This window comes from Nesterenkonia sp. DZ6 (assembly GCF_022565835.1).
Taxonomy (GTDB): domain Bacteria; phylum Actinomycetota; class Actinomycetes; order Actinomycetales; family Micrococcaceae; genus Nesterenkonia.
Genome location: NZ_JAJOYW010000005.1, coordinates 1 through 25,509 on the forward strand (window position 1 = coordinate 1; position 25,509 = coordinate 25,509).

Below are 25,509 nucleotides of genomic sequence, written 5' to 3' on the forward strand. Positions count from 1 at the left end.
GGCACGGCGAACCTGCGGGCCAGGGCGCGTGCTCGGGGTGGTGCCTTTGGGCTGACCCCGGGGGAGAACGGCGGGGTGCGGGCGCGCTGGCACGTCCCGGTCCATGGTCAGGACGTCCCATGATCAGGGTCTTCCTCGTCGATGATCATGAGATCGTCCGACGCGGCATTGCGCGGCTCGTCGACGTCGAACCAGAGCTGGAGGTCGTGGGGGAGTCGGCGACGGTGCGCGGGACGCTCGACCGGGTTCAGGTCACGCATCCTGATGTGGTCGTGCTGGACCTGCACCTGCCCGACGGGACCGGGATCGATCTGTGTCGCAGCATCCGTTCTGCGCACCCGGCGATCCGCTGCCTGATCCTGACCGCCGATGATGACGAGAGCGCCCGCGTCGCCGCGGTCATCGCCGGCGCCTCGGGACATGTGCTCAAGAGCATCCGCGGGGGACGTCTGGTCGAGGCCATCCTGCGGATCGCCCGGGGTGAGAGTCTGATCCCCGAGAATCTGGCGGAGCGAGTGCACAGAGACCTCTCTGCCCAGGCGCTCCACGCCCGGCGGCCGCGCGTGAGCCTCACGCTGCGCGAGCAGCAGGTGCTGAAGCTGATCACCGAGGGACTGACGAACCGGCAGATCGGGCAGCGGCTGGGTCTCGCGGAGAAGACCGTGAAGAACTACGTCTCCGGGCTGCTGGCCAAGCTCGGCATGGAGCGCAGGACTCAGGTAGCCGCCTACGGCGCCGCCACCCAAGACAGTGATATCCACAGCTGACGCACCTGTCTGGCGCCCACCCGACGCCTCTGGTAGGACCTATGGCCCTACATGGGCCCGACCCTGATGCGAGAGGCTGGACCCAGCTCGCAGGACTGCGGGCGGGGAGAAGGGAATCCACCTGTGATCATCGCGACAAGAACCCGATCAGACAACAAGATCCACTCTCTGGTTCTCGCCGAACTCGAGTGGACGCCGGAGATCGACGCCTCAGAGGTCGAGGTCGAGGTCGAAGCCGGAGTCGTCACCTTGTCGGGTGAAGTGGGGGACTATTTCGAATACCTCGCCGCCTCGCGTGCCATGCGACGCGTGCACGGCATCGCTGGGGTTCTGAATCGGCTGACCGTGCTTCCTCGCTCGGCGAGATGGGTCACCGACACGGACATCGGCCGCGTCGCTGAACGTGTCCTGACCTGGTCCGCGAACATCCCAGGGACGGTGCGGTCGCGGGTCGAGGGCGGGTGCGTGACGCTCACCGGGCAGGTCGACTGGCACTTTCAGCGGGAAGCGGCCGAGCGGGCGGTGGAGAACATCCGGGGAGTGCACACGGTGCGCAACGAGGTCACGCTGATCCCCCGCCCCGTCTCCGAGGAAGCCGCCGAACGGATCAGGAGTGCCCTGTTCCGCGATCCCCAGGTCGACGCCGGCCGCATCAGCGTCTCAGTCGTGGGCAACACGGCGGTCCTCACCGGATACGTGAAGTCGCTGATGGAGAAGACCCAGGCAGGTGAGGCTGCCTGGTCCTCACCTGACGTGACCACGCTCGACAATCGCCTCGACGTGCGCCCCTACTGAGGCGCACGCACTGATCGAAGCACACTTCCGGTCCCGTGATGCGCTGGGCCCAGCTCGACGTTGCTTCGAAGTCCACCCGACCTGAATCACCCGTCCCACGAGAGGAAGGGACCATGACAGATCATCTTTCTCGCTTCGATTCGCTGGCAGGGTTGGTGAGTCTTCGCCACAACTTGTTCGACGAAGGGATGCGCGGAACGCCGAGCACCGACGTCTACACCAGGGATGAGAAGGAACTGGTCGTGGAGGCGCATCTGTCGAATTTCGCGGACACCGACATCACCGTCAGCGTCGACGATCGAACGCTCGTGATCCAGGCGGAGCGGCGCGAACGCGAGGAGGACAAGGGCAAGCGGTACCTGCTCCGCGAGAGCACCAGCAGCTTTCGGCGCAGCGTCGATCTACCGGAGCAGGCGAAGGACCGGCAGATCAGGGCGGTCTTCGACCACGGGGTTCTGACGGTGTCCGTTCCGCTGGAGGAATCGACCACGCTCAAGTGGATACCGATCGACAACGGACACTCGAACAACTGACTCCGGCAAGACCGGAGTCTGCAAAGACTAAGGGGGCGTGATGTTCGACTGGCTCTATTTCTGGAACCTCATCTGGTCCTTCTTCACGCTGCTCTCGCTCGTCTTCGTTCCGGTCTTCATCGTGATGATCTACTTCGTCACGCGGACACCCAGGGCTCGGGCACCTGGAGCTCGTCCTGGGGCCTCGTCGAGGTTTGCCCGCTCGGACGGTGCGGTGCCCGGGCCCGTGGGTGAGAGTCACACGAAGAAGGCCGCGTGAGCTCCGGGTCGTCCCCCAGGGCCACCCGGCCCTCGCCGAATGGTGCGCACGGGTGTCATCCGCGGCTGGAGATCCAGGCGCTGACCTCGCGGGCCTGCAGATCCACGAACTTGCGCATATAGGGCTCGGCGGCCGCCTTGATCTTCTTGCCGATGATCGGAATGTTGACGTTGACGTCGCCCCGGACCGTGGAGAGCGTCTCGGTGGCCCCGCGCACGTGCAGGTTCTGCGCTGACTGCGCCGAGACCGGAGCCGAGGCGATCTTCACCGCGGTGTCCGCGCGGCGTGACCCGGCCCCGTCGGGTGCGCCCCAGGAATGGGTGACGTGCACGGTGACCTCACCCTTGATGACCTTCTTGGCGATCTCCGGCAGCTTGTCCGCGGGCATGGACTGCTCGGTGACGATCTCGAAGGGACCGTCCAGCGGGCCGAGGACCTCGAAGCTCAGCAGCTTCGCGCCGACCTTCTTGGACAGGTGCTCATTGAATTCTCGGTCCGCGTAGGCCTCGATGATGTCCTGCGCGCTGTGCGGGATCATGAGCTCTGTTTCAAGTGCCACTGATGGTCTCCTCGTTGACGTCTTGGTGAAGGCATTCTGCGACGGCGGTCACGGAACCTACCCATTGTAAAGTTGTCCCAGTGACCATCATGACTCTTCTCCTGCTCCTCGGCGGTTTCGTCCTGCTCGTCGGCGGCGGCGAGGCCCTGGTCCGAGGCGCCGCCTCCCTGGGTCGCACGGTGGGCCTGTCCTCGCTGATCATCGGACTCACCGTGGTGTCCTTCGCGACCTCAGCCCCGGAGCTGGCCGTCAGCACCGGCGCCGCGCTGAGCGGCTCACCCGGCCTGGCGGTGGGCAATGTGGTGGGCAGCAACATCGCCAACATCCTCTTCGTCATGGGCCTCACCGCGATCTTCGGCGCGCTGTTCGTGAAGATCCAGCTGATCAAGGCCGACATCCCGATCATGATCGGACTCTCGGGGCTCGCCCTGCTGATGGCGCTTGACGGCGGCTACAGCCTCCTCGACGGCATCGTGCTGCTGGGTCTGCTGCTGGCCTACCTGGTGGTCACCCTCGTGATGGCCCGTCGGCAGACGCGCCGGGAAGCCCGTGAGGAGGCGGAACGGCTCGATGTGGACACGGTTCTCGCCGGCGGCTCGGTGCGACTGACCAAGGGTCTGCGCACCTCGAAGCTGCGAGCCGTGCTGATCGACGTGCTCCTGGTGCTCGGCGGGGTGGCGCTGCTGGTCGTCGGTGCTCAGATGCTGGTCACCGCGTCCACCACCATTGCGATGGTGCTCGGGGTCAGTGATCTGATCATCGGTCTGACCATCGTGGCCATCGGCACCTCGCTGCCGGAACTCGCCACCAGCATCATCGCCGCCCTGCGCGGCGAGCGGGACATGGCGGTGGGCAACCTGGTGGGCAGCAACATCTTCAACATCGGCGCGGTCCTCGGGATCACCGCGATCATCGCCCCGGACGGCGTCGAGGTCGCCTCGGCCGCCGTCAACTTCGACCTGCCGGTGATGATCGCGGTCGCCCTGGTCCTGCTCCCGCTGGCGTTCACCGCCCAAGCAATCGGACGCTGGGAGGGACTGGTGCTGGTGGCGCTCTACAGCGCCTATGTCGTCTATCTGGTGCTCTACGCGGCTGGGCATTCAGCGCTGCAGCCCTTCAGCTCGGCGATGCTATGGTTCGTGCTGCCGATCACCGCGCTCTGGATCGCGGCTCTGGTCGGATACGAGGTCGGGGTGCTGCGCACCCGCCGGGCGGCCCGGGCCGGGGCGTCATAGCCGGATCAGCGAGTATCCTGTGTGAGGCCCGAAACTCACGATTCTCCCACCGCGCCGAAACACCACCGCGGATCTCCGGCATCGATCTGTATGCGAAACGAGGCGTCACTCTCCCATGGCTCTGTCAGGTCTGCGCACAGCGCTCACGGCGAACCCCTCCTATCGGCGCGTCGCCTCGGCCGCCGCCCATCCCGCGGGGGAACGCACCGACGAGCTGCAGATCTCCTCGACCACCGGACTTCGACCTGCGCTGATCGCCGAGATCGCGACCCAGCTGCGCGGCACGAGCCCCACCGGCACGCTGCTGGCGGTGACCGCCACCGACCGCGAGGCCGACGAGCTGGCCACCTCGCTCGCCGCATACGCCCCGGAGGCCGCGGTGGCGCACTTCCCCTCCTGGGAGACCCTGCCGCATGAGCGGCTCTCTCCACGCTCGGACACTGTGGGACGTCGGCTCGGGGTGCTGCGCCGACTCGCCCACCCGGACGAGGCCGGAGGCGTGCTCGACGTCGTCGTCGCTCCGGTCCGGGCCGTGGTGCAGCCGCTGGTCGCCGGGCTGGGGGATCTCGCACCGGTGCGGCTGAAGGTCGGCGAGTTCGCCGACTTCGACCAGACCGTCGCGCAGCTCGCCGATGCCGCCTATTCCCGGGTGGACATGGTCACCCGGCGCGGCGAGTTCGCCGTGCGCGGCGGCATCCTCGACATCTTCCCGCCCACCGAGCCGCACCCGGTGCGCATCGAGTTCTTCGGCGACGAGGTCGAGCAGATGCGCTGGTTCGCCGTGTCCGATCAGCGTTCGCTCGACACCGAGTCCACCGAACACCCGGAGGTGCTCGACGCCGCGCCCTGCCGCGAGCTGCTGATCACCGACGCCGTGATGGCCCGCGCCAAGGAGCTGATCATTCAGATGCCGCACGCGGCGGATCTGCTCACCAAGCTCGCCGAAGGCATCGCCGCCGAGGGCATGGAGTCCCTGGCCCCGGTCCTGGTGCCCGAGATGGTGCCCTTCGTGGACCAGCTGCCCACCGGCTCGCTCACCGTGGTGATCGAGCCGGAGAAGACCCGTGGGCGCGCCCACGACCTGGCCGCCACCAACGAGGAGTTCCTCGCCGCCGCCTGGTCCGCCGCCCCAGACGGCGCGGCCGCACCGCTGGACATCAGCGGAGCGCAGATCGGCAGCGAACAGCAGGGCCTGTCCGCAGGCGGCTTCGCCAGCCTCGCCGAGACCCGCGAAGCCTCCATCGCCCACGGCGCCGGCTGGTGGTCGATGACCTCCCTGGGCCTCGATGAGGAGCTGGAGCAGGACGCCGACATCGTCTCGATCGCCTCCCGTGAGCCGATCGGCTACCGCGGCAGCGTCGAAGACGTGATGACCTTCCTCGCCGAGCGCGCCAAGGCGAACTGGTCCGTGGTGGTCACCACCGCCGCCTCCGGCTCCGCCCAGCGGGTCCATGAGCTGCTCACCGAACACGACGTTCCCTGCGTCCGGGTGGACACCCTCGAGGAGACCCCTGCCCCGGGCACGATCACGATCTCCACCGCCAACGTCTCTGAGGGCTTCGCAGTGGACCCGCTGCAGCTGGCGCTGCTGACCGAGTCCGAGATGCTCGGCCGCGCCATCCGGCAGGACTCCGGCTCCGCACGGAAGGTGCCGGCCCGGCGTCGTCGCCATGTGGTGGACCCGCTGGCGCTGAAGCCGGGGGACTATGTGGTCCACGAGCAGCACGGCATCGGCCAGTTCGTGGAGCTGATCCAGCGCAAGGTCGGCTCCCCGCAGGCCATCAAGGCCGGCACCGCGGGCATCCGGGAGTACCTGGTCCTGGAGTACGCCGCCTCCAAGCGCGGCGGCGCGAAGGACCGGCTGATGGTCCCCACCGACCAGCTGGATCAGGTCTCCCAGTACGTGGGCGGCGAGGCGCCGTCGCTGTCGAAGATGGGCGGCAGTGACTGGTCCCAGACCAAGCGCAAGGCCAAGAAGGCGGTCAAGGAGATCGCCGGGGAGCTGATCAGGCTCTATGCGGCACGCATGGCTTCGCGCGGGTTCTCCTTCGGCCCCGACACTCCGTGGCAGGGGGAGCTCGAGGACGCCTTCCCCTACGCCGAGACCCCGGACCAGCTCACCGCCACCGATGAGGTCAAGGCGGACATGCAGCGCGAGATCCCGATGGACCGGCTGATCTCCGGAGACGTCGGCTACGGCAAGACCGAGATCGCCATCCGCGCCGCCTTCAAGGCCGTGCAGGACGGCAAGCAGGTCGCCGTGCTGGTGCCCACCACGCTGCTGGTCTCCCAGCACTATGAGACCTTCACCGAGCGCTACGCCGGGTTCCCGGTGCGGGTGGCGCCGCTCTCACGGTTCCAGACCGCCAAGGAGTCCAAGGAGACGATGGCCGGTCTGCGCGAGGGCAGTGTGGACATCGTCATCGGGACCCACCGGCTGCTGTCCAAGGAGGTCGACTTCCACGACCTGGGCCTGGTGATCATCGATGAGGAGCAGCGCTTCGGCGTCGAGCACAAGGAACAGCTCAAGAAGATGCGCACCAATGTGGACGTGCTCGCCATGTCCGCCACCCCCATCCCGCGCACCCTGGAGATGTCCATGGCCGGGATCCGGGAGACCTCCACGCTGGCCACACCGCCGGAGGAGCGGCACCCGGTGCTCACCTACGTGGGCCCCTACACCGATAAGCAGGTCTCCGCCGCGATCCGCCGCGAGCTGATGCGCGAGGGACAGGTGTTCTTCGTGCACAACCGGGTCTCCTCGATCGACGCGACCGCCGCCCGGATCCGGGAGCTGGTCCCCGAGGCGCGGGTGGAGGTCGCCCACGGGCAGATGAGCGAGACCCGGCTCGAGCAGATCATCCAGGACTTCTGGGAGAAGCGCTTCGACGTGCTGGTCTCCACCACGATCATCGAGACCGGGCTGGACATCTCCAACGCCAACACCCTGATCGTGGATCGGGCCTCGACCTACGGGCTCTCCCAGCTGCACCAGCTGCGCGGACGCGTGGGACGTTCCCGGGAGCGCGCCTACGCCTACTTCCTCTACCCGGCCGAGAAGCCGCTGGGCGAGGTCGCCCTGGAGCGGCTGCGCGCGGTGGCGGCGAACAACGAGCTCGGCGCCGGCCTGCAGCTGGCCATGAAGGATCTGGAGATCCGCGGCGCCGGCAACATGCTCGGCGGGGAGCAGTCCGGGCACATCGCAGGGGTCGGCTTCGACCTGTACCTGCGCCTGGTCGGCGAGGCTGTGGCCGATTACCGCGGGGACACCGAGGAGACCTTCACCGAGGTCAAGATCGAGCTGCCGATCAACGCCCACCTCCCGCATGACTACGTCCCGGGGGAGCGGCTGCGCCTGGAGGGCTACCGCAAGCTCGCCGCCGCGGACACCCAGGAGAAGATCGCCGAGGTCATCACCGAATGGCAGGACCGCTACGGGGACCTGCCCGACCCGGTGACCAACATCGTGGAGGTGGCCCGGTTCCGCAACCGCGCCCGGGCAGCGGGGATCCACGACGTCGGCACCCAGGGTCAGTTCATCAGGTTCGGCCCGGTGACCGAGCTGGCGGAGTCCAAGGCGATGCGCCTGGAACGGATGTACCCGGGCAGCCAGCACAAGGTCACCATGAAGCAGGTGCTGATCCCGAAGCCGAAGACCCGCGGCGTCACCGGGGTGGAGCTCACCGATTCAGAGCTGCTGGCCTGGCTCAATCAGGTGTTCGAGGCGATCTTCCCGCCGGTCTGATCCGCCGCCGGTCGGCGCAGCGCGGAACGGGGCAGCCCGTTCAGCGGCAGCGACAGCGGGCTGCGGTTCACGAGCATGCCCAGGCCCCAGCACAGCAGCAGTGCCGCCAGGGTGCGCAGCGGCGGGTTCTCCAGCGCGAAGAGGCGCAGCAACAGGTACAGGATGATCGCGTGGGCGAAGACCACGAAGGTCGCGGTCTGCACCAGTTCCGAGATGACGACGCCGAGGATCCGCCCGCGCCGCGGCTGGGTCAGCACGGTCGGATCGTCACCGTCCGCAGAGCTCGTGCTGGTCCGTTGCGGGCGCGGCCCGCCGAGCAGCGCGTTGACGGCGCTGGAGAAGACCAGCACCAGGCCGATGCTGATCAGCACCGAGACGGCCGGCGAGAGCAGGAACGTCCCGAAGCCTGAGTACTTGATGTTCATCGTCCGGACGCCAGCGGCCACGGCGCCGAAGCCGACACTCAAGCAGAGCAGCCCGAGCCACGGCCTGGCCGGCAGGCTCAGTCCGCGCGGGGAGCGCATGAAGCGGCCGAACCAGTGCCCGGCCAGCATGAACGCCATGCAGGCCGGTGCCAAACCGATCCCCAAGGGGGTATAGCCCATGACAGATCCTGGGATCTGCGCCACCGCGAGGCCGCCGACCGCCACCGCGACGCCGACCCACCAGGGCTGGCTGAGCACCGCGCGCAGCAGCAGCGCGGCGAAGAAGAGCACGGAGATGAACCAGAAGACCAGGAAGGGCATGTTCGTCATGGCGCCGCCGAAGAGCGCCTGGGGAACGGTCATCGGGTCGAACGGCCACGGGGTGGGGACCATCGCCAGCACCGCGACGCTGAGCAGCACGAACCAGACCAGATAGGGCAGGGCCAGGCTGCGGCTGCGGGCGAGGAACTCCTCACGCACGGTCCGCGAGGTGGAGAAGAAGAACCCGGCCAGGAAGAAGAACAGCGGCATCCGCCAGATCTGCAGGTACTCCGCCCCCGGCATGCCGGCCCAGGCGTGGCCGAGGACCACGGCGGCCACCGAGATGACCCGCAGCAGGTCGATGCCTAGATTCCGGGCGCGCACAGGTCGTGGCGCCGGAGCGGTCATGTCAGCTGAAGGTCGAAGCGAGGTCAGCGGACGTGTGGCTCCGCCGCCGACTCTCGCGAAGAGCTGGCGCGGGAGGCCATGGCGTCGAGCGGCTCACCGTGCTCACCGTGGAGGTCCTGCTGCTCCAGGGAGTCCGAGCGGCCGATGACCTCCTTGGCGACGAGGAACGAGCCGCAGTACAGGACGATGAAGATCATCCCGGGCAGCCAGACCTGATCCAGATCCCAGAAGTACAATGCGACGATCGAGCCGACGAGCATGAAGAAGACGAAGAGGAACGCGACGAAGTTCCCTACAAAATTGCCCTGGCCCGAATAGGCCTTGACCTTACCGTTGCTGATCATGTGCTCCCCTTAGGATGCGGTGCGGTCTGCTGGACGCCCATCTCAGTAGCTCCCGGCAGCACCCGATGTGCTGGAATCTCTAGGCTCCACGATATCAAGAGAGGAGCTCGCTCCGATGCGTGTGGCGCCGGCGGACACCATCGCGACGGCGTCGTCATAGCTGCGCACTCCGCCGGAGGCTTTGATGCCCAGCCGGCCACCGACCAGGGAGTGCATCAGGGTGATGTCGGCGAGGGTGGCTCCGCCGCCGGCGAACCCGGTGGAGGTCTTCACGAAGTCAGCCCCGGCCGCTTCCGCGGCCCGGCATACCAGCTCCTTCGCTGACTCGCCGAGCAGCACCGTCTCCAGGATCACCTTGAGGATCGCGCCGCCTGCGTGGGCGGCGTCGGCCAGCGCACGGATCTGCGCCTCGACGTAGCTGTGGTGACCGGCATTCGCGGCGGCGATGTCCACCACCATGTCCACCTCCTGGGCGCCGAGCTGAACCGCCTCCACGGTCTCCGCCAGCTTCGACGCGGTGGTCGAGGCTCCCAGCGGGAAGCCGACCACGGTGCAGGTCTTGACCTCGGTGCCGGTGAGCTCCGCGGCGACCAGCGGCACCCAGCGCGGGTTGATGCAGACCGCGGCGAAGGAATGGGTGCGCGCCTCGGTGACGATCCGCCGGATGGTGGCCTCATCGGTGTCAGGCTTCAGGGCGGTGTGATCGATCAGCGGTGCCATCTCGGCGGGGGTGGGGGTATGTGACATGGGCGTGCTCCTGGAGGGTCAGTGGGAGGGGCAGGTGGGGCTGGACGGCGGGCTGGTCAGCCCAGCAGGGACTCCATCGAGGTGCGCAGCTGTTCCAGGCGCTTGGCCGCCTGGGCGCGGGCCGCGCCGATGGCCTCGGGGTCGGCGTTGATTCCGGGGGTGTCCGCCACGGCTTCGAGGTAGCACTTGACCTTCGGCTCGGTGCCGGAGGGCCGGACGATCACCCGGTCCCCAGCCTCGGTGAGGTAGATCAGAGCATCGGTCTTGGTCGCCTCGCTCAGCTCCGTGCCGGGCAGCGGATCCCGGGTCAGGTCCAGGGACTCGACCACGGGGGAGCCGGCGATCTCCACTGGAGCCTGTGCGCGCAGCGCCGCGGTGACCTTGCCCAGCTCGGAGAGGTCGTTGACCCGGATGGTGACCTGGCCGGTGACGAAGACTCCGGCCTCGGCGGCGATCTCGTCCAGGGCGGCGATCAGGCTGGTGCCGCGGGCCTTCAGCGAAGCGGTCATCTCCGCGAAGATCAGCGCGGCAGAGACGCCGTCCTTGTCCTTGACGTGTTCGGGGTCCACGTTGAAGCCGATGGCCTCCTCGTAGCCGAAGCTCATGTGCTGGACCCGGGCCAGCCATTTGAACCCGGTCAGCGTCGCGGCATGTTCGACGCCGCGGACCTCGCACAGCCGCGCGAGCAGCCGGGAGGAGACGATCGAGTTCGCCAGCACCGGGGCGCTGCCGTCGGCCTGGGGGCGCAGCGGTCCGCGTTCGAGCAGGTGGCGGCCCAGCAGGGCCCCGATCTCATCACCGGAGAGCTGGCGCCAGGCGCCGGCCGACACGTCATAGACCGCCGCGGAGAGCCGATCAGCGTCGGGGTCATTGGCCAGCACCAGGTCTGCCTGCTCGGCCTCGGCGGCCTTCAGTGCGAGGTCCAGGGCGCCGGGCTCCTCAGGATTGGGGAAGTCGGCCGTGGGGAAGTCGGGATCCGGTTCGAACTGCTCGGCCACCGGGGTCACGGTGAACCCGCCGGCACGCAGCAGCGAGGTGACCATCTCCCCGCCGACGCCGTGCATCGCGGTGTAGACCACGTGCAGGTCGCGCTGCGGGTAGGTCTCCGGATCCAGCAGCTCCAGGGCCTCGCGCTCGTAGCTGCTGCGGGCCTCATCGGTGACGGGGTGCGGCTCAGCGTCGCCGGCGGAGGCGCCGGCGCCGTCAGCGGCCCCAGCGCCGACCTCCGCGGCGGGTGCGGGTGTGTCCGCCAGTTCGGCGATCCTTGCCGCGATGTCCTGATCCACCGGTGGCACGATCTGCGCACCGACCCCATGGCCGTGGGGTTCCAGGAAGCGGGAGAGCTCCCCGCCGAGGTAGACCTTGTACCCGTTGTCCTGGGGCGGATTGTGGCTCGCGGTGACCATCACACCGATCTCGGCGTCGAGCACCAGCACCTGGCGGGCCAGCAGCGGGGTGGGTCCCGGGCGGGTGAAGAGGTGGACCTCCCAGCCGGCGGCGGAGAAGATCTCGGCGGTGTCGGCGGCGAACTCGTCGGACTGGTGGCGGGCGTCGTAGCCGATCACGATCTTGCGCGCCCCGCTGCGCATCAGGTCCTGCGGGTTGTCCGCCTGCTGCTGGGCCTTGGCCAGCTGCTCCTCGGCGTAGCTGAGCATCCCCGCCGCCGTCTGGCGGACCACCAGGCGGTTCATCCGCAGCGGTCCCGGACCCAGCTCCGCGCGCAGCCCGGCGGTGCCGAAGGCGAGCCGACCGGCGAAGAGCCGTTGAAGCTCTGCGGTCGCCGAGGCGTCCGAGTCCTCGGCGCGCTGCAGCAGCTGCTGCAGCTTGGACCGGGTGCCGGCGTCCGGGTCCTGGTCGATCCAGCGGCGAACGGCAAAGATCAGCTTCTCGGTCATGGCGGTCTGCTCCCTCATCTCGGTCGGGGTATCGGGTCTGGGTCGGTCGGTCATCGGTGCAGGACAGAAGTGGAGAGCGACGGGCTCGGCGCGTGAGGCTCGTCAGAGGTCACGCTGATCAGGGCGCCAGGATGCGCCCGATGACCTCTGCCAGCAGGGCGGATATCCGCGGGGCGGCCTGGCGTCCGGCGTCGAGGACCTCGCTGTGGCTCAGCGGCTCCGGGGAGATGCCGGCGGCCTGGTTGGTGACCAGGGAGATGCCGAAGACCTCCATGCCGGCGGCGCGGGCGGCGATCGCCTCCAGCGCGGTGGACATCCCCACCAGATCGGCGCCCAGCGTTCCGGCCATCCTGACCTCGGCGGGAGTCTCGTAGTGCGGGCCGGGGAACTGCGCGTAGACACCCTCGGGCAGATCGGGATCGACTTCCCGAGCCGCTGCACGCAGCCGGCTGGAATAGAGGTCGGTCATGTCCACGAAGTGCGCGCCGCGCAGGGAGGAGGTGCCGGTGAGGTTGAGGTGATCGGAGATCAGCACCGGGGTGCCGGGCTTCCACTGCGGGTTCAGCCCGCCGCACCCGTTGGTCAGCACCATGGTCGCCGCACCCGCAGCGGCGGCGGTGCGCACCCCGTGGGCGACGGCGTCGACTCCGCGGCCCTCGTAGTAATGGGTGCGCGCGCCGATCACGAGCACATGCGCGCCCGAGGGGGTGCGCAGGACCTTCAGCGTGCCGCTGTGCCCGGAGACGCCCGAGGCATGGAAGCCGGGAACCTGTTCGGCGTCGACCTCCGCGATGAGCTCACCAAGCCTGGCGGCGGCCTCACCCCATCCGGAGCCCAGGGTGCAGGCCAGGTCGATCGAGTCGACGCCGGCCTGGTGCAGCAGCTCTCGCGCGGCCTCTTCGGCGCGCAGGTTCGCCGGGGCGGTCGGGTCATCGGTGGAGGTCAGCTCCGCAGGCGCGCCGAGTGGGTCGCCGAGCGGGGCGCTGGTGGGGGCACTGTGCTGGGTCTGGACTCTGTCGTGGCTCACATGGGTCAATCTACAGTCTGGGTGGGACACAGCGGCAGGCTGACGCGACGGATCTGGCTCCACCGGCGCGCCGCAGCGGCTCTCGAATCGCCGCGAGCTGACGGACCGGTCAGGTCGAGTCTTCGAGCTTGCGATGTCACATCCCTGTGTGGCGTATGACATTGCTGTCTCAACTGGGCAGAATGGGGCGGTGACTCCAACTAATATGCAACGACGCTTCGCCCCTGACCGCATCGCCATCCTCGGCGGAGGCCCGGGAGGCTATGAAGCCGCTATGGTCGCCGCCGACGCCGGCGCGGAGGTCACCATCATCGAGGAGAAGGGCCTCGGCGGCTCCGCGGTGCTCACCGACGTGGTTCCGTCCAAGACGCTGATCGCCACCGCCGACGCGATGCGCCGGGTCAACATCTCCACCGCCTTCGGCGTGCGCTTCGGTGAACATGCCAGCGGCACCGAGGGTGCGGCCGGCGACGAGGCCAAAGAGGCAGAGGCCTGGGCCGACTTCTCCAAGGTCAACGAGCGCCTGCTCAAGCTCGCGCACAGCCAGTCCCGCGACATCCACGCCACTCTGGAGTCCTATGGGGTGAGGGTGATCATCGGGCGCGGCAAGCTCGTGCCGCCGCACAGCATCGAGGTCACCTCTGGGGAACATGCCGGTGACGTGGTCGTCGCCGACGCGATCATCGTGGCGACCGGCGCTCACCCGCGCGAACTCGGCTCCGCAAAGCCGGACGGCGAACGGATCCTCAACTGGACCCAGGCCTACAACCTCACCGAGGTCCCGGAACACATGATCGTCGTCGGCTCCGGCGTCACCGGCGCCGAGTTCGCCTCGGCCTACCGTCGGCTCGGCGCCGAGGTCACGCTGGTCTCCTCCCGCGACCAGGTCCTGCCCGGGGAGGACGCCGACGCCGCCACGGTGCTGGAGAACTCCTTCAAACGCGTCGGAGTCCACGTCGCGTCACGGACCCGCGCCGAGTCCGTGGAGCGCACCGAGGACGGGGTCGATGTCCGGCTCACCAACGGTGAGGTGCTGCACGGCTCGCACTGCCTGATGGCGGTGGGCGGGATCCCGAACACCGCCGACCTCGGGCTCGAGGAGGCCGGGGTCGAGATCTCCGAATCCGGCCACGTCCAGGTGGACACCGTCTCGCGCACCACGGCCAACAACATCTACGCCGCAGGGGACTGCACCGGGGTGATGCCGCTGGCCTCCGTCGCGGCGATGCAGGGCCGTGTGGCCGTGGCCCATATGCAGGGCGAGAGCGTGAAGCCGCTGAAGCTCCACCAGGTCGCCTCAAACGTGTTCACCTCCCCGGAGATCGCCACGGTCGGGGTCACCCAGGAACAGGTCGACTCCGGAAAGTACCAGGCCGATGTGATCAAGCTCGACCTGGCCACCAACGCCCGGGCCAAGATGATGAACATCCGTGAAGGCTTCGTGAAGATCTTCTCGCGCAAGGGCTCCGGCACCGTGATCGGTGCCGTCGTCGTCGCCCCGCGCGCCTCCGAGCTGATCTTCCCGCTCGCGCTGGCCGTGACGCACAAGCTGCACGTCGACGACGTCGCCACCACCTTCACCGTCTACCCCTCGCTGACCGGCTCGATCTCCGAAGCCGCCCGCCGACTCCACCTTCACGTCACCGACCCGGAGGACTGACCCGCATGAGCAGCCCCACGCCCCCCGAACCGGTGAAGCCGGGAAGCGCGACGCCGCGCACCCCGACCGCGGTGGATGCCTTCGCCGAGGACTACTTCGAGCGGCTGCTCGCCCTGGACCCGGAGGAGGCCACGGTGCTGGGCCGCCCCGGCGTGGAGACCGAGTACGCCGACTACTCCCCGGCCGGACGCGAAGAAGTCGCGCAGCTGCAGCGCGAGACGCTGACCCGGCTGGCCGGGCTGACGCCAGCGGACCGCATCGACGAGGTGACCCTGCATGCGATGGCCGAGCGGATCGGGCTTGACGTCGCGCTGCACGATTCCGGGCGGACCGAGCTGAACAACCTGGCATCGGCACCGCAGGGAGTGCGGATGGTCCTTGAGCTGATGCCCGCGCAGACCGAGCAGGACTTCCTCCACATCGCCGGGCGGCTGCACAACCTGCCTGCCGCGCTCGAAGGCTACTGGGGCTCGCTCCAAGCCTCCGCCGAGCGAGGCCAGGTCCCCGCCGTACGCCAGGTCCAGGCGGTGGCGCAGCAGTGCCGCAGCTACGCCCGCGACGACGGCGCGCTCGCCGGCTACCTGCACAGCGGCCAGCAGGCCCAGGTCAGCGCGACCACGCAGGACGCCCTGGCCGCCGGCACCGCCGCCGCGCAGCAGGCCTACCGGCTGCTGGCGCGGCGCCTCGAGGAAAAGCTGCTGCCCCAGGCTCCGGCGGCCGACGCGGTGGGGATCGAGACGTACCGGCTGGCCAGCCGGTACTTCACCGGCACCGCGCTGGACCTCCAGGAGACCTACCGGTGGGGCCTGGAGGAGCTCGCCCGGCTCGTCGCCGCTCAGGAGGAGGTCGCCCAGCAGATCAGCCCCGGCGCCTCCGTGGAGGACGCCAAGGCGATCCTTGACGCGGATCCCACCCGACAGCTCTCCGGGACGGCTGCGCTGCAGGAATGGATGCAGCGGCTCTCGGACGAGGCGATGGCGGCCCTGAAGGACGTGCACTTCGACATTCCGTCCCCCATGGACGCCCTGGAATGCATGATCGCGCCGACCCAGGACGGCGGGGTCTACTACACCGGACCCAGTGACGACTTCTCCCGGCCGGGCCGGATGTGGTGGTCGGTGCCTGAAGCGGACGAGCGCTTCACCACCTGGGCGGAGACCACCACCGTCTACCACGAGGGGGTCCCGGGGCATCATCTGCAGATCGCCACCGCCACCCTGGTGAAGGACCGGCTGAACTCGTGGCGGCGCCACGGCAGCTTCGTCTCCGGCTTCGCCGAGGGGTGGGCGCTCTACGCAGAGCAGCTCATGGCCGAACTGGGATTCCTCGCAGACCCCGGAGACCTGATGGGGATGTATGACATGCAGCGGATGCGCGCGGCCCGCGTGGTCTTCGACATCGGGGTTCACTGCGGCTTCGACGCCCCAGCAGAATGGGGCGGGAAGCCCTGGACCCCTGAGCAGGGCAAGGAGTTTCTGCGCGCCCACCTTCCGATCTCGCCGGCGCAGCTGGACTTCGAGTTCACCCGCTATCTCGGCTGGCCCGGTCAGGCGCCGTCGTACAAGGTCGGACAGCGTGTCTTCGAGCAGATCCGCGCCGAGCGTGAGGCGGTCGCCCGGGCAGCCGAGGAGCCATTCGACCTGCGTGCCTTCCACACCGAGCTGCTGGGACTCGGCATGATCGGGCTGGACACGATGCGATTCGCGATGCGGCCATGAGACTGCGCCCCGGCCGGAACCGTGACTGGCCGGTGAGCCCTGCGGTGCAGACCTCCGCCGGGCGGGTGGAGCTGCGCCCCCTGCGGCCCGAGGACGAGCATCGCTTCATGGCGCTGCGCGTGCTCAACAGCGAGTGGCTGCAGCCCTGGGACGCCACCACCCCCGAGAATCCCGATCCCCGCGATTCCGCCGCCAGCTTCCGGCAGATGGCTCGCCACCTGACCCGCAGCGCCCGGACCGGCACGCACCTGCCCTGGCTGATCTGGTTCACCGCCGACGGCGGAGCGCCCCGGCTGGTCGGTCAGCTGACGGTGGGCCCGATCATCGCCGGCTCCGCGCAGACCACCTCCCTGGGCTACTGGCTCGACGAGGGACATGCCGGGCGGGGGATCACCCCGATGGCCGTGGCGCTCGCGGTCGACCACCTCTTCTTCGAACGCGGACTGCACCGGGTGGAGATCGCCGTTCGTCCGGAGAACGCAGCGAGTCTGCGGGTGGTGGAGAAGCTGGGATTCCGGGAGGAAGGAATGCGCCTGCGGTTCCTGCACATCCACGGGGCCTGGCGCGACCACAGGTGCTTCGCGCTGACCCGGGAAGAGATCGGCGACGGTCTTGTGGCGCGTTGCCGCGGATCACAATCCGGTGTCGGATAGGCTCACCCTGTACTTCATGAAGGGCAAGGGGGCCAGAGATGCTGGGCATGGAACACACCGAGAGCGGTTTCCTCTCCGCTGTGCAGGGCCTGCCCATCCCCTCCTCCGCGCTCATCGCCCTGATCGCCGTGCTCTTCCTGGGCGCCCTGGTCCTGCGCGGACGGCGCCAGGCCAGCAGCTTCACCGAGGCCGCGCCCACGGTTCAGGACGGCCCGACGATCACTCGGGAAACCTCCCTGCGGACGCTGCCGGCCTCCACCGAGCCGATGACCAGCACCACCGCCCACCCCGACACCCACCGAGGGGCGACAATGTCTTCCACCACTGAGTCCTCAGCCACCGCGTCTTCCACCACCGAGTCTTCCACCACCGAGTCTTCACGCTCGGCCTCCGGGTTCCAGCTGCACTGGGGTCGCACCCTGGTGGCGCTCCTCGGAGTGCTCGCTCTGCTCACCGCCGTCGTCACCGGGATCCTCGCGCCGCTCACCGCGGTGCCCGCAGCGCTGCCGCTCAGCGCCGCTGGCGTGTTCCTGCTCGCACTGGTGGCCATGAGGACCATGGCGGTGCTGCGCCGACGCAGCCGGCGTCGAGCGCGCGTGCAGTCCGCCATCGAAGAAGCGATGAATCCGCTGCAGTCCAGCCCCTGGGTGAATCCGGCCGACGCCGGGCTCTTCGACGCGCTGAGCGCCGACGACCGTGGCGCCGGGGGCCCGAACTCCTTGCAGCAGATCGACGAGGACGGACTTCCCGTGGGACTGGAACGCACCTTCGGGGCTGAGGTGCAGACCGCGGGCCCGGTCCTGGGCGATGCCGCTGAGCCGGTCGGCCCCTGGCAGCCGCGTTCCGTGCCGCGACCGAAATACCTGGACCTGGACAAGGCCGAGCGGATCGAGCCGGAGGCGCTCGCGGTGCAGACCCCCGTGCCGCGCAGCGACGTCAAGCTCACCCAGCGCCGCTTCCTGGACACGTCGGCCCCCGCTGAGCAGACCCCGGCGGCCCAGCAGAGCTCCACAGAGCAGAACCCCCCGGTGGACCAGATCAAGGCCCCGAAGCATGATTCGATGAACCTCGACGAAGTACTCAAGCGCCGGCGCGCCTGATGTCGCGAGGCATGACCCCAGCAGAGCTGGAGGCCAGGCAGCTGGCATTCATGGAGTCCTTCGACGCGCACCCGCCGATCGCGGAGGCGATTCAGCACACCGGCGTCTACGCCACCAGCGTGCACCTGGAATCGTTGCAGCACCGCCCGGGAGCGGGGGTGACCGGGGTCTACCGGGTGGCGACCGGACGCCCCGTGATGCCGCGCGGCGGACCTGCGGGGGCCTATACCGAGACCTCTGACCACGTGGACGAGCTCTATGTGGGCATGACCACCGAGCCGGTGCCCGCTGACGCTGACGGTGTCGTCCAGTCACACAGCCCCTATGGCCGGCTCTCGATCTGGCAGCACCCGCTGGACCCCTCGCTGCCAGGGCTGCGCATCGCGACCGACCCAGACTCGGTCCGCAATGTCTGGGGGGCAGGCCGGGACCTGGTCAGCCTGGAGACCATCAGCTATCGGCCGCTGCGTCGGGCCGTGATCGCCGCGGAGTTCGACGACGGCACCCGGCTGTTCCTGAAGGTCCTGCGTGAGCGTCGCGCCCATCATCTGCACACCCGGCACCAGCTGCTGCTCGACGCCGGGATCCCCGCCGCCGTGCCGGTGCGTGAGCCGGTGCTCGACGTCGTCGCCCTGCAGGAAGGCTCGGGGGAGTCCCTGGCAGAGTATTTCCTCGCCGACGGCGCCGCCGCCGCCGCGCCGGAGCAGTTCATCGATCTGCTCGAGAAGCTGCCCGCGGAGGTCATGACGCTTCCGGCACGAGAGGCCTGGACCGATCGGCTCTCGGCATACGCCTCGGCGGCCTCCTCGGCTCTGCCCGAGGCGGAGGACCGGATCCGCGCACTGGTGGAACACATCAGCGCTGCGCTCCCGCTGACCAATCGTGGCCCGGTGGTGCCCACCCACGGTGACTTCTATGAGGCCAATCTGCTGATGCGCGGCGGAGAGGTCTCGGCGCTGTTGGACGTGGATTCTCTGGGGCCGGGTCACCGGGTGGATGATCTCGCCTGTTTCCTGGGCCACCTTGCGGTGCTGCCCGCCGTGGACCCGCGCTATGTCCACGTCCCTGCCGCGTTCGAGCGCTTCGCTTCCGGATTCGCCGCCACCGTCGATGCGCAGGGGCTTCGGGTGCGCACCGCCTCCGTGGCGCTGTCCCTGGTGGCCGGTGCGCGCGACACCCGTCGGCGGCAGTGGCAGGCGCAGGCCGAGCATCGGCTCAGCTGTGCGGAGGCCGTGGTCGGTCTGCGCCCCGCGGGCCCGGCGCTGCCGGAGTGGCCGAGGCTCTAGAACTGAACGATCACGCCGTCGGCCAGCAGATCTGGGTGTGCCACTTCTCAGGATCAGGCTCGGCCCCTGGATCCGTGAGGTAGCTCTCCCACATCATGTCGCCGGGCGTGACGTCGGCGTCGACGAAGTAGCGTTCCAGCTCGGAGTACGTGCGCTCCAACGTGTCGTATGACCCGATGTGGATCGCTTCGACCACACGGCCACCGGGGAGACTGCCCGGAGCGACGGGTCCGTCCGGTGTGATGGGCGAGTCGACGGGAAATCCTGCCTCGACATCCACCGTGTCTCCCGGGCGACCGTGATATCTGCCGAACGGGGCACCCGTGGGGCTGACGCCCTGGGCTTGCAGCACTCGCATCGTCTCTTCAAACGCCCGAGAGAAGAAGTCGGTCAGTCCCGTCATCGGCACCCGCTCCCTGATGCCGGCGGTGTGCTTCTCGGAGAGCTGGGTGAGTCTGATGTCTGTCATAGGGTGATGCTCGTCGGGGAGACGCGCCACGGGTAGAGCCGAAAGTCCCTGCCGAGGATCCGACGGCCGAGCAGATCAGCTGCGCATCCTGCGCTTCAACCGGGTGAGCTTGCGGCGCAGGTCCGCCGCGGCCTCGGCCTTGCCCTGCCGCATCAGCGCCTCGATCTGACCCTCCAGGGCATCGGCCATCAGCGCAGGGCTGGCCTCGCGCTCGTCGGTGGACATCCGGAAGATCGTCTCGGCCTCATCGGCCCGCCCCATCTCCAGCAGCACCTTGGCCGCGAAGACCTCTGCGTCCCCGGCCGCATCCTCGTCTCCGGCCTCGGCGAACAGGTCAGCGGCTTCCAAGCCGGCGGCCACCGCCTTGGTTCCTTCACCCAGCGCCGTCCATCCGCGTGCCAGTGAATCGGTGATGTCCGCGCGCTGCCAGGTGGTCCCGTGTTCTCTCGCCAGAGCCAGCGCGCGATCCAGATGATCGATTCCAGTCTGGTCCTCGGCGCGGGTGAGCAGGTGCCCCAGAGAGTGGAGCGCCTGCAGCAGCACCAGCGGGTCCAGGTCCTCGCTGTGCTCGACCAGCTCGAGTCCACGTTCGTAGTGGCCGCGGGCCACCTCGAGGCGGTCCAGGGAGGCGGCCAGCGCCCCCGCGGCAAGATGGGCGCGCGCTGCCTCATCGGTCTCCTGGACCTCGCTGAAGAGCTCTGCGGCCTCGTTCCAATGCGACATCGCCTCCAGCGGCCGCTTCAGATGGGTCACCGCGTGGCCGAGCCCCATCAGCGCCCGGGCCCGGGTGGACCGGTCCTCCGCGGAGCCGCCCAGCCGCACGGAGAGGGCATCGAGCACCTTCTCCGCCTCGGGATAGTCGTCCAGTTCCAGGAGCTGCTGGCCCAGCGCCAGGCTCAGCAGTCGCGATTCACGGAACTCTCCGAGCTCGGCCTGCTGCACCGCGACCCGCCAGGCCAGGACCGAAGCCTCGCCGTCGTCTTCTTCTCCGGTGAGCCCAGCCAGCAGCGCGGCAGCTGAGGCGGCGCCCTTGCGCACCCTGGCCGCGGCGTAGAGCTCCACGGAGCGCAGCGCTGACTCGATGGCTTCGAGATTGCGGTCTTCGTGATGGTGGATCGTGGCCTGCAGCATCGCCATGGCGCCGTGCACTGCACGATTCGCCGGCGCGGCGAGGACCAGCCCAGCTGTGGTGAGCGCCTCGGCGATCTCACCGGAGAGCAGCAGGGTGTGCGCCAGGAACATTCTGGCGCCGGCCAGCGCCTCGGGCCGGTCGAGAGCGGTGAGGATCGCACAGGCCTCCTGCACCAGCGGCAGGGTGGGTTCGGGTCCTTCGTCCTGGAGCCTGCGCACGGCCAGGGAGGAGAGCACATCAGCGAGCTCCACGGTGACATTCCCGGACGCCTGGTCCTCCGCGCGCAGATCTTCGGCGACCCGGGACAGGATCTCACCCTCCACCCGGTCAGGTTCGCGCAGCAACATCGCGCCGAGGTCGTCTTCGACCCGGGCCTGCCGGAAGCGGCCCAGCTCGCGCAGCAGGCTCAGCCGCTGGGCGATGAAGGGAGCTGAAGCGGCGGAGTCCCCGCGCATCTCATGGACCCCGGCCAGGATGCGCAGCAGCATCAGCCGGTTCTCGGGATCCTCGCCGCCGGGAGAGCGCAGTCCGGCCTCAGCGGCCTCAGCGGCCGTGCGGAACCGCTCACCGTAGGCACCCTCGTATGCAAGGTCGAGCCAGCCCGCGGCGTCGTCGGCGGGCACAGTCGTCCCACCGGCGGCCTCGAGGAGTGCCGTCAGACGCGGAATCAGCGGACTCGTCATCTGCACCAGAGTAACGCCGATCGAGTGCCGTCGTAGAATGGCGCTCATGACTTCTTCCCCTCCGGCGCCTCGGCGTGTCCGCCGCGTCACGGGGTTCACCGCGATCACCGCCGCTGGGGTCATGGCTCTGACGAGCTGTTCGTCGCCGCCCCCCACGGAGGAGCCCACCGGCCGCGCCGCCGAGGGGGCCTGGACCATCGCAGTCGGGGATCACCCGCTGGATCAGACCATCGCCAATGTCTACGCTCTGGCGCTGAACTCCCGGGACACTCCCGCCGTGGTGGAGACCTCCGATCGCCGCCCCGCTGATGTGGTCGCCGAAGGTGAGACCGATCTGGTCCTCGGGCGATCCCTGACCTTAGCCCGGCAGCTCGATCCCGAGGCGTTCGCCGAGCTGGAGCAGCCGAGCTCGGCCGAGCTGCTCGGCGTGATCGAAGACAGCCTCGATGATCAGGCCCAGCTGCTGGACCCGATCGCTGCGGTGCTCGGCAGCTCCCTGGTGATCACCTCGATCACCGCCGAGCTCAATGACATCGCCACCGAGGGGGAGGTGGATGATCCCGCCTTCGCCGATGCCTGTGACGAGCTGCGCATCGGGGTGCGTCCGGACCTGCCCGCCCCGGAGCCTCTTCTGGCCGAGGTCTATGACTGCGATCCCGCCGAGATCGTCGTCGCGGGGGAGAACGAACTGCTCAACGCGGTGATCACCGCCGAGCTCGACGCCGCGATCGTCACGACCTCGCACCCCGACATCCAGGAGCAGGGGCTCATCGCGCTCACCGATGCTGAGCGCGCCTTCCCGCAGGAGCAGTACGTTCCGGTGGTCTCCGCGGAGATCGCCGAGGAGGTCCCCGGGGTGGCGGTGGAGCTGGCTCAGGCGTTGAACGAGGACGCCCTGGTCACGCTGCGCCGACTCATCGACGGGGATCAGGGGCTGACCCCGCAGGAGGCCGCGGAGTATTGGTTGGTCCAGGAGGGCTTCGTCGCGGAGCCCGAGGACTGGGGCTGACGAGGCTCGTAGCTGAGGGCAGACCGCTGGGTTCGCGCAGCTGTGCGCAACTCGCCGAACGGGTCGAGGCTTGTAACGTCCCGACGCGGACCGTGTCATAGGGCACAATCTGTTCATGGAGGAATTCGAGGACTTCACTCAGGCCCAGAAGCTCCGCAACGTGCGGTACGACGTGCGCGGACCCATCGCAGTGGAAGCCGCGCGACTAGAGCGCGCGGGCCACCGGATCACCAAGCTGAACATCGGCAATATGGCGCCCTTCGGCTTTGACGCGCCGGACTCGATCCTGGTGGACATGATCAAGAACCTTCCCAGCTCCCAGGGCTACTCCGAGTCCCAGGGCATCTACTCGGCCCGCACCGCGGTGGCCCAGTACTACCAGTCCCGCGGCATGCGCGATGCCGAGGTGTCGGACGTGATCCTGGGCAACGGGGTCTCCGAGCTGATCACGATGGTGCTGCAGGCGCTGCTCAACCCCGGCGACGAGGTCCTCATCCCAGCGCCGGACTACCCGCTGTGGACCGCGATCACCACCTTGTGCAGCGGACGCGCCGTCCACTACGTCTGCGACGAGGAGAACCACTGGTGGCCGGACCCGGAAGAGGTCGAGTCCAAGGTCACCGACCGGACCAAGGCCCTGGTGCTGATCAACCCGAACAATCCGACCGGGGCGGTCTACCCGCGCGAGATCCTCGAAGCCATGGTGGACATCGCCCGGCGGCACAATCTCCTGCTGCTCTCCGATGAGATCTACGAGAAGATCACCTTCGACGACGCGGAGATGATCAACGCCTGCACCCTGGCCGACGATGTCTTCACGATCACCTTCTCCGGGCTGTCCAAGACCTGGCGCGTGGCAGGATTCCGCTCGGGCTGGCTCTACATGTCGGGACCCAAGCACCGGGCCAAGAACTACATCGAGGGCCTGAACCTGATGTCGAACCTGCGCATGTGCCCCAACGTCCCGGCCCAGCACGCGATCCAGACCGCGCTCGGCGGCTACCAGTCCGTGGAGGAGTTCATCCGTCCCGGCGGCAGGCTCTACGAGCAGCGCAATGTCGCGCACAAGCTGCTCGCAGAGATCGAAGGCGTCGACGTCCACCAGGCCGACGGCGCGCTCTACCTCTTCCCGCGGCTGGACCCCGAGATCTATCCGATCCAGAACGATGAGACCTTCGTGATGGAGCTGCTGCGCCAGCAGAAGATCCTGGTCTCCCACGGTCGGGCGTTCAACTGGATCGATGACAACCACTTCAGGCTGGTGTCGCTGCCTCCGGTGGAGGAGCTGGAAGAGGCCATCGCCGGGATTGCGGACTTCCTGGCCTCCTACCGAGACGCGTTCGCCCGCACCTGAGCGGCCCGCCGCGAAGAATCGAGCAGGTGACGAGCTGAGCCGGTGACACGCTCAGCATGTGAAACAGGGGGGCTCTTTCGCCCCGGAAGGTGCAGGATAGGACAGTGCGCAACTCCAGGATGCAGGAATTCGAAGACTTCACCCAGTCGCCCAAGCTTCAGGACGTCCGGTACGACGTGCGCGGACCCATCGCGCAGGAGGCCGCCCGGCTGGAGCGCGAAGGGCATGCGATCACCCGGCTGAACATCGGCAACCCCGCGCCCTTCGGCTTCGAGGCGCCGGACTCGATCCGGATGGCGATGATCAGCAACCTCCACGACGCGCAGGGCTACTCCGACTCCCAGGGCATCTACTCGGCCCGGATCGCGGTGGCGCAGTACTACCAGGCGCGCGGGATGACCGAGGCCGATCCCTCAGACATCTACCTGGGCAACGGGGTCTCCGAGCTGATCTCGATGGTGCTCCAGGCGCTGCTCGCCCCCGGTGACGAGGTGCTCATCCCAGCTCCGGACTACCCGCTGTGGACCGGCGCCACGACGCTGGCCGGCGGCCGGGCTGTGCACTACATCTGCGACGAGGACAACAGCTGGTGGCCGGACCCGGAGGAGATCGAGTCCAAGGTCACCGCCCGCACCAAGGCCCTGGTCATCATCAACCCGAACAACCCGACCGGAGCGGTCTACCCGCGCGAGATCCTCGAAGCCATGGTGGACATCGCCCGGCGGCACAACCTGATGCTGCTCTCGGACGAGATCTACGAGAACATCACCTTCGACGACGCCGAGATGATCAACGCCTGCACGCTCTCCGACGACGTCTTCACGATCACCTTCTCCGGACTCTCGAAGACCTGGCGGGTCGCGGGCTTCCGCTCGGGCTGGATCTATGTCTCCGGCCCGACCCACCGTGCGAAGAACTACATGGAGGGGCTGACCCTCCTGATGAACATGCGCATGTGCGCCAATGTGCCGGCACAGCACGCGATCCAGGCGGCTCTGGGCGGGCATCAGTCCATCAAGGACCTGATCGACCCGGGCGGGCGGCTCTTCGAGCAGCGCGAGACCGCGTTCCGGCTGCTGCGTGAGATCGAGGGGGTGCAGGTGCACCAGGCCGACGGCGCGCTGTACCTCTTCCCGCGGCTGGACCCGGAGATCTATCCGATCGAGAACGACGAGAAGTTCGTCATCGAGCTGCTGCGTCAGCAGAAGATCCTGGTCTCCCACGGACGCGCCTTCAACTGGATCGATGACAACCACTTCCGACTGGTGACCCTGCCCGGGGTCGAAGACCTCGAGCACGCCATCGCCGGGATCGCGGAGTTCCTCGCGGACTACCGCGACGCCGCCGTCCGGGCCTGAGCAGTCGCCTCGGGCCGGCCTCGTTGGACGGTGAGACGGTGAGACGGTGAGACGGTGAGACGGTGCCGGCGGAGGCCTGCGCCGGCT

At 68.6% G+C, this 25,509-nt stretch carries 22 protein-coding genes; 14 read left to right on the forward strand and 8 right to left on the reverse strand.

The genetic code is table 11. The features are described from left to right. Nucleotides 1–119: 119 nt before the first annotated feature. The 4 genes from LTH93_RS11995 (at nucleotide 120) to LTH93_RS12010 (ending at nucleotide 2,354) form a co-directional block, all read left to right on the forward strand. Nucleotides 120–767 (forward strand): response regulator, encoded by a 648-nt coding sequence (locus tag LTH93_RS11995; RefSeq protein WP_241471087.1) that lies wholly within the window; start codon nucleotides 120–122, stop codon nucleotides 765–767. A gap of 123 nt (nucleotides 768–890) precedes the next feature. Next, complete coding sequence (locus LTH93_RS12000) at nucleotides 891–1,562, forward strand: BON domain-containing protein (protein ID WP_241471088.1); 672 nt, start codon at nucleotides 891–893, stop codon at nucleotides 1,560–1,562. A 113-nt stretch (nucleotides 1,563–1,675) separates the two neighbouring features. Then, nucleotides 1,676–2,095, forward strand: a complete 420-nt coding sequence (locus tag LTH93_RS12005; protein ID WP_241471089.1) for an Hsp20/alpha crystallin family protein — start codon at nucleotides 1,676–1,678, stop codon at nucleotides 2,093–2,095. 40 nt (nucleotides 2,096–2,135) lie between these two features. Then, nucleotides 2,136–2,354 (forward strand): hypothetical protein, encoded by a 219-nt coding sequence (locus LTH93_RS12010; protein ID WP_241466130.1) that lies wholly within the window; start codon nucleotides 2,136–2,138, stop codon nucleotides 2,352–2,354. A 55-nt stretch (nucleotides 2,355–2,409) separates the two neighbouring features. Here LTH93_RS12010 and LTH93_RS12015 read toward each other — a convergent pair whose 3' ends face one another. Then, complete coding sequence (locus tag LTH93_RS12015; protein WP_241471090.1) at nucleotides 2,410–2,913, reverse strand: DUF2505 domain-containing protein; 504 nt, start codon at nucleotides 2,911–2,913, stop codon at nucleotides 2,410–2,412. An 89-nt stretch (nucleotides 2,914–3,002) separates the two neighbouring features. Between LTH93_RS12015 and LTH93_RS12020 the strand changes: the two genes are divergently transcribed. Then, nucleotides 3,003–4,148 carry a calcium/sodium antiporter gene (locus LTH93_RS12020; RefSeq protein ID WP_255727600.1) on the forward strand — a complete coding sequence of 382 codons (1,146 nt, stop codon included), beginning with the start codon at nucleotides 3,003–3,005 and terminating at the stop codon, nucleotides 4,146–4,148. A 115-nt stretch (nucleotides 4,149–4,263) separates the two neighbouring features. Continuing rightward, the gene (mfd, locus tag LTH93_RS12025; protein WP_241471092.1) at nucleotides 4,264–7,893 is read left to right on the forward strand and encodes a transcription-repair coupling factor; all 3,630 of its coding nucleotides are present in this window, start codon (nucleotides 4,264–4,266) and stop codon (nucleotides 7,891–7,893) included. On the opposite strand, the gene LTH93_RS12030 is transcribed toward mfd, so the two are convergent. The 5 genes from LTH93_RS12030 to LTH93_RS12050 form a co-directional block, all read right to left on the reverse strand. Beyond that, nucleotides 7,860–8,987, reverse strand: coding sequence for an acyltransferase family protein (locus tag LTH93_RS12030; RefSeq protein WP_241471093.1), 1,128 nt, complete (start codon nucleotides 8,985–8,987; stop codon nucleotides 7,860–7,862). The genes mfd and LTH93_RS12030 overlap by 34 nt on opposite strands. 23 nt (nucleotides 8,988–9,010) lie before the next feature. Next, nucleotides 9,011–9,331, reverse strand: a complete 321-nt coding sequence (locus LTH93_RS12035) for a hypothetical protein (protein ID WP_241466139.1) — start codon at nucleotides 9,329–9,331, stop codon at nucleotides 9,011–9,013. Nucleotides 9,332–9,373: 42 nt separating this feature from the next. Beyond that, nucleotides 9,374–10,078 carry a deoxyribose-phosphate aldolase gene (gene deoC, locus LTH93_RS12040; RefSeq protein ID WP_241471094.1) on the reverse strand — a complete coding sequence of 235 codons (705 nt, stop codon included), beginning with the start codon at nucleotides 10,076–10,078 and terminating at the stop codon, nucleotides 9,374–9,376. A gap of 56 nt (nucleotides 10,079–10,134) precedes the next feature. Next, the gene (locus tag LTH93_RS12045; RefSeq protein WP_241471095.1) at nucleotides 10,135–11,991 is read right to left on the reverse strand and encodes a phospho-sugar mutase; all 1,857 of its coding nucleotides are present in this window, start codon (nucleotides 11,989–11,991) and stop codon (nucleotides 10,135–10,137) included. Nucleotides 11,992–12,091: 100 nt separating this feature from the next. Further along, nucleotides 12,092–12,919, reverse strand: a complete 828-nt coding sequence (locus tag LTH93_RS12050; protein WP_370642761.1) for a purine-nucleoside phosphorylase — start codon at nucleotides 12,917–12,919, stop codon at nucleotides 12,092–12,094. A gap of 286 nt (nucleotides 12,920–13,205) precedes the next feature. On the opposite strand from LTH93_RS12050, the gene LTH93_RS12055 reads away from it, so the two are divergent. Genes LTH93_RS12055 through LTH93_RS12075 form a run of 5 tightly spaced genes read left to right on the forward strand, consistent with a single transcriptional unit; the run spans nucleotide 13,206 to nucleotide 19,417 of the window. Continuing rightward, nucleotides 13,206–14,660 (forward strand): NAD(P)H-quinone dehydrogenase, encoded by a 1,455-nt coding sequence (locus LTH93_RS12055; protein ID WP_241466296.1) that lies wholly within the window; start codon nucleotides 13,206–13,208, stop codon nucleotides 14,658–14,660. 5 nt (nucleotides 14,661–14,665) lie between these two features. After that, nucleotides 14,666–16,378, forward strand: a complete 1,713-nt coding sequence (locus LTH93_RS12060) for a DUF885 domain-containing protein (RefSeq protein ID WP_241471096.1) — start codon at nucleotides 14,666–14,668, stop codon at nucleotides 16,376–16,378. Beyond that, a complete protein-coding gene (locus LTH93_RS12065; RefSeq protein WP_241466146.1) occupies nucleotides 16,375–17,031 on the forward strand; it encodes a GNAT family N-acetyltransferase in 657 nt (218 codons plus the stop codon). Before LTH93_RS12060 ends, LTH93_RS12065 begins: the two co-directional genes overlap by 4 nt. Nucleotides 17,032–17,078: 47 nt before the next feature. Then, nucleotides 17,079–18,131, forward strand: a complete 1,053-nt coding sequence (locus LTH93_RS12070; protein ID WP_241471145.1) for a hypothetical protein — start codon at nucleotides 17,079–17,081, stop codon at nucleotides 18,129–18,131. A gap of 11 nt (nucleotides 18,132–18,142) precedes the next feature. Then, on the forward strand, nucleotides 18,143–19,417 hold the full coding sequence (locus LTH93_RS12075) for a phosphotransferase (protein WP_241471097.1): 1,275 nt from the start codon (nucleotides 18,143–18,145) through the stop codon (nucleotides 19,415–19,417). A 10-nt stretch (nucleotides 19,418–19,427) separates the two neighbouring features. On the opposite strand, the gene LTH93_RS12080 is transcribed toward LTH93_RS12075, so the two are convergent. Both LTH93_RS12080 and LTH93_RS12085 read right to left on the reverse strand, forming a co-directional pair. Next, nucleotides 19,428–19,886: a GyrI-like domain-containing protein gene (locus LTH93_RS12080; RefSeq protein WP_241466152.1), complete on the reverse strand. Its 459-nt coding sequence runs from the start codon at nucleotides 19,884–19,886 to the stop codon at nucleotides 19,428–19,430. Between the two features lie 75 nt (nucleotides 19,887–19,961). Beyond that, complete coding sequence (locus LTH93_RS12085) at nucleotides 19,962–21,749, reverse strand: hypothetical protein (protein ID WP_241471098.1); 1,788 nt, start codon at nucleotides 21,747–21,749, stop codon at nucleotides 19,962–19,964. Here LTH93_RS12085 and LTH93_RS12090 point away from each other — a divergent pair. The 3 genes from LTH93_RS12090 (at nucleotide 21,748) to LTH93_RS12100 (ending at nucleotide 25,422) form a co-directional block, all read left to right on the forward strand. Next, nucleotides 21,748–22,710 carry a glycine betaine ABC transporter substrate-binding protein gene (locus tag LTH93_RS12090; RefSeq protein ID WP_241466156.1) on the forward strand — a complete coding sequence of 321 codons (963 nt, stop codon included), beginning with the start codon at nucleotides 21,748–21,750 and terminating at the stop codon, nucleotides 22,708–22,710. The genes LTH93_RS12085 and LTH93_RS12090 overlap by 2 nt on opposite strands. 115 nt (nucleotides 22,711–22,825) lie before the next feature. After that, nucleotides 22,826–24,064, forward strand: a complete 1,239-nt coding sequence (locus LTH93_RS12095; protein ID WP_241466158.1) for a pyridoxal phosphate-dependent aminotransferase — start codon at nucleotides 22,826–22,828, stop codon at nucleotides 24,062–24,064. 119 nt (nucleotides 24,065–24,183) lie between these two features. After that, nucleotides 24,184–25,422, forward strand: coding sequence for a pyridoxal phosphate-dependent aminotransferase (locus LTH93_RS12100; RefSeq protein WP_241466297.1), 1,239 nt, complete (start codon nucleotides 24,184–24,186; stop codon nucleotides 25,420–25,422). The last annotated feature ends 87 nt before the right edge of the window (nucleotides 25,423–25,509 follow it).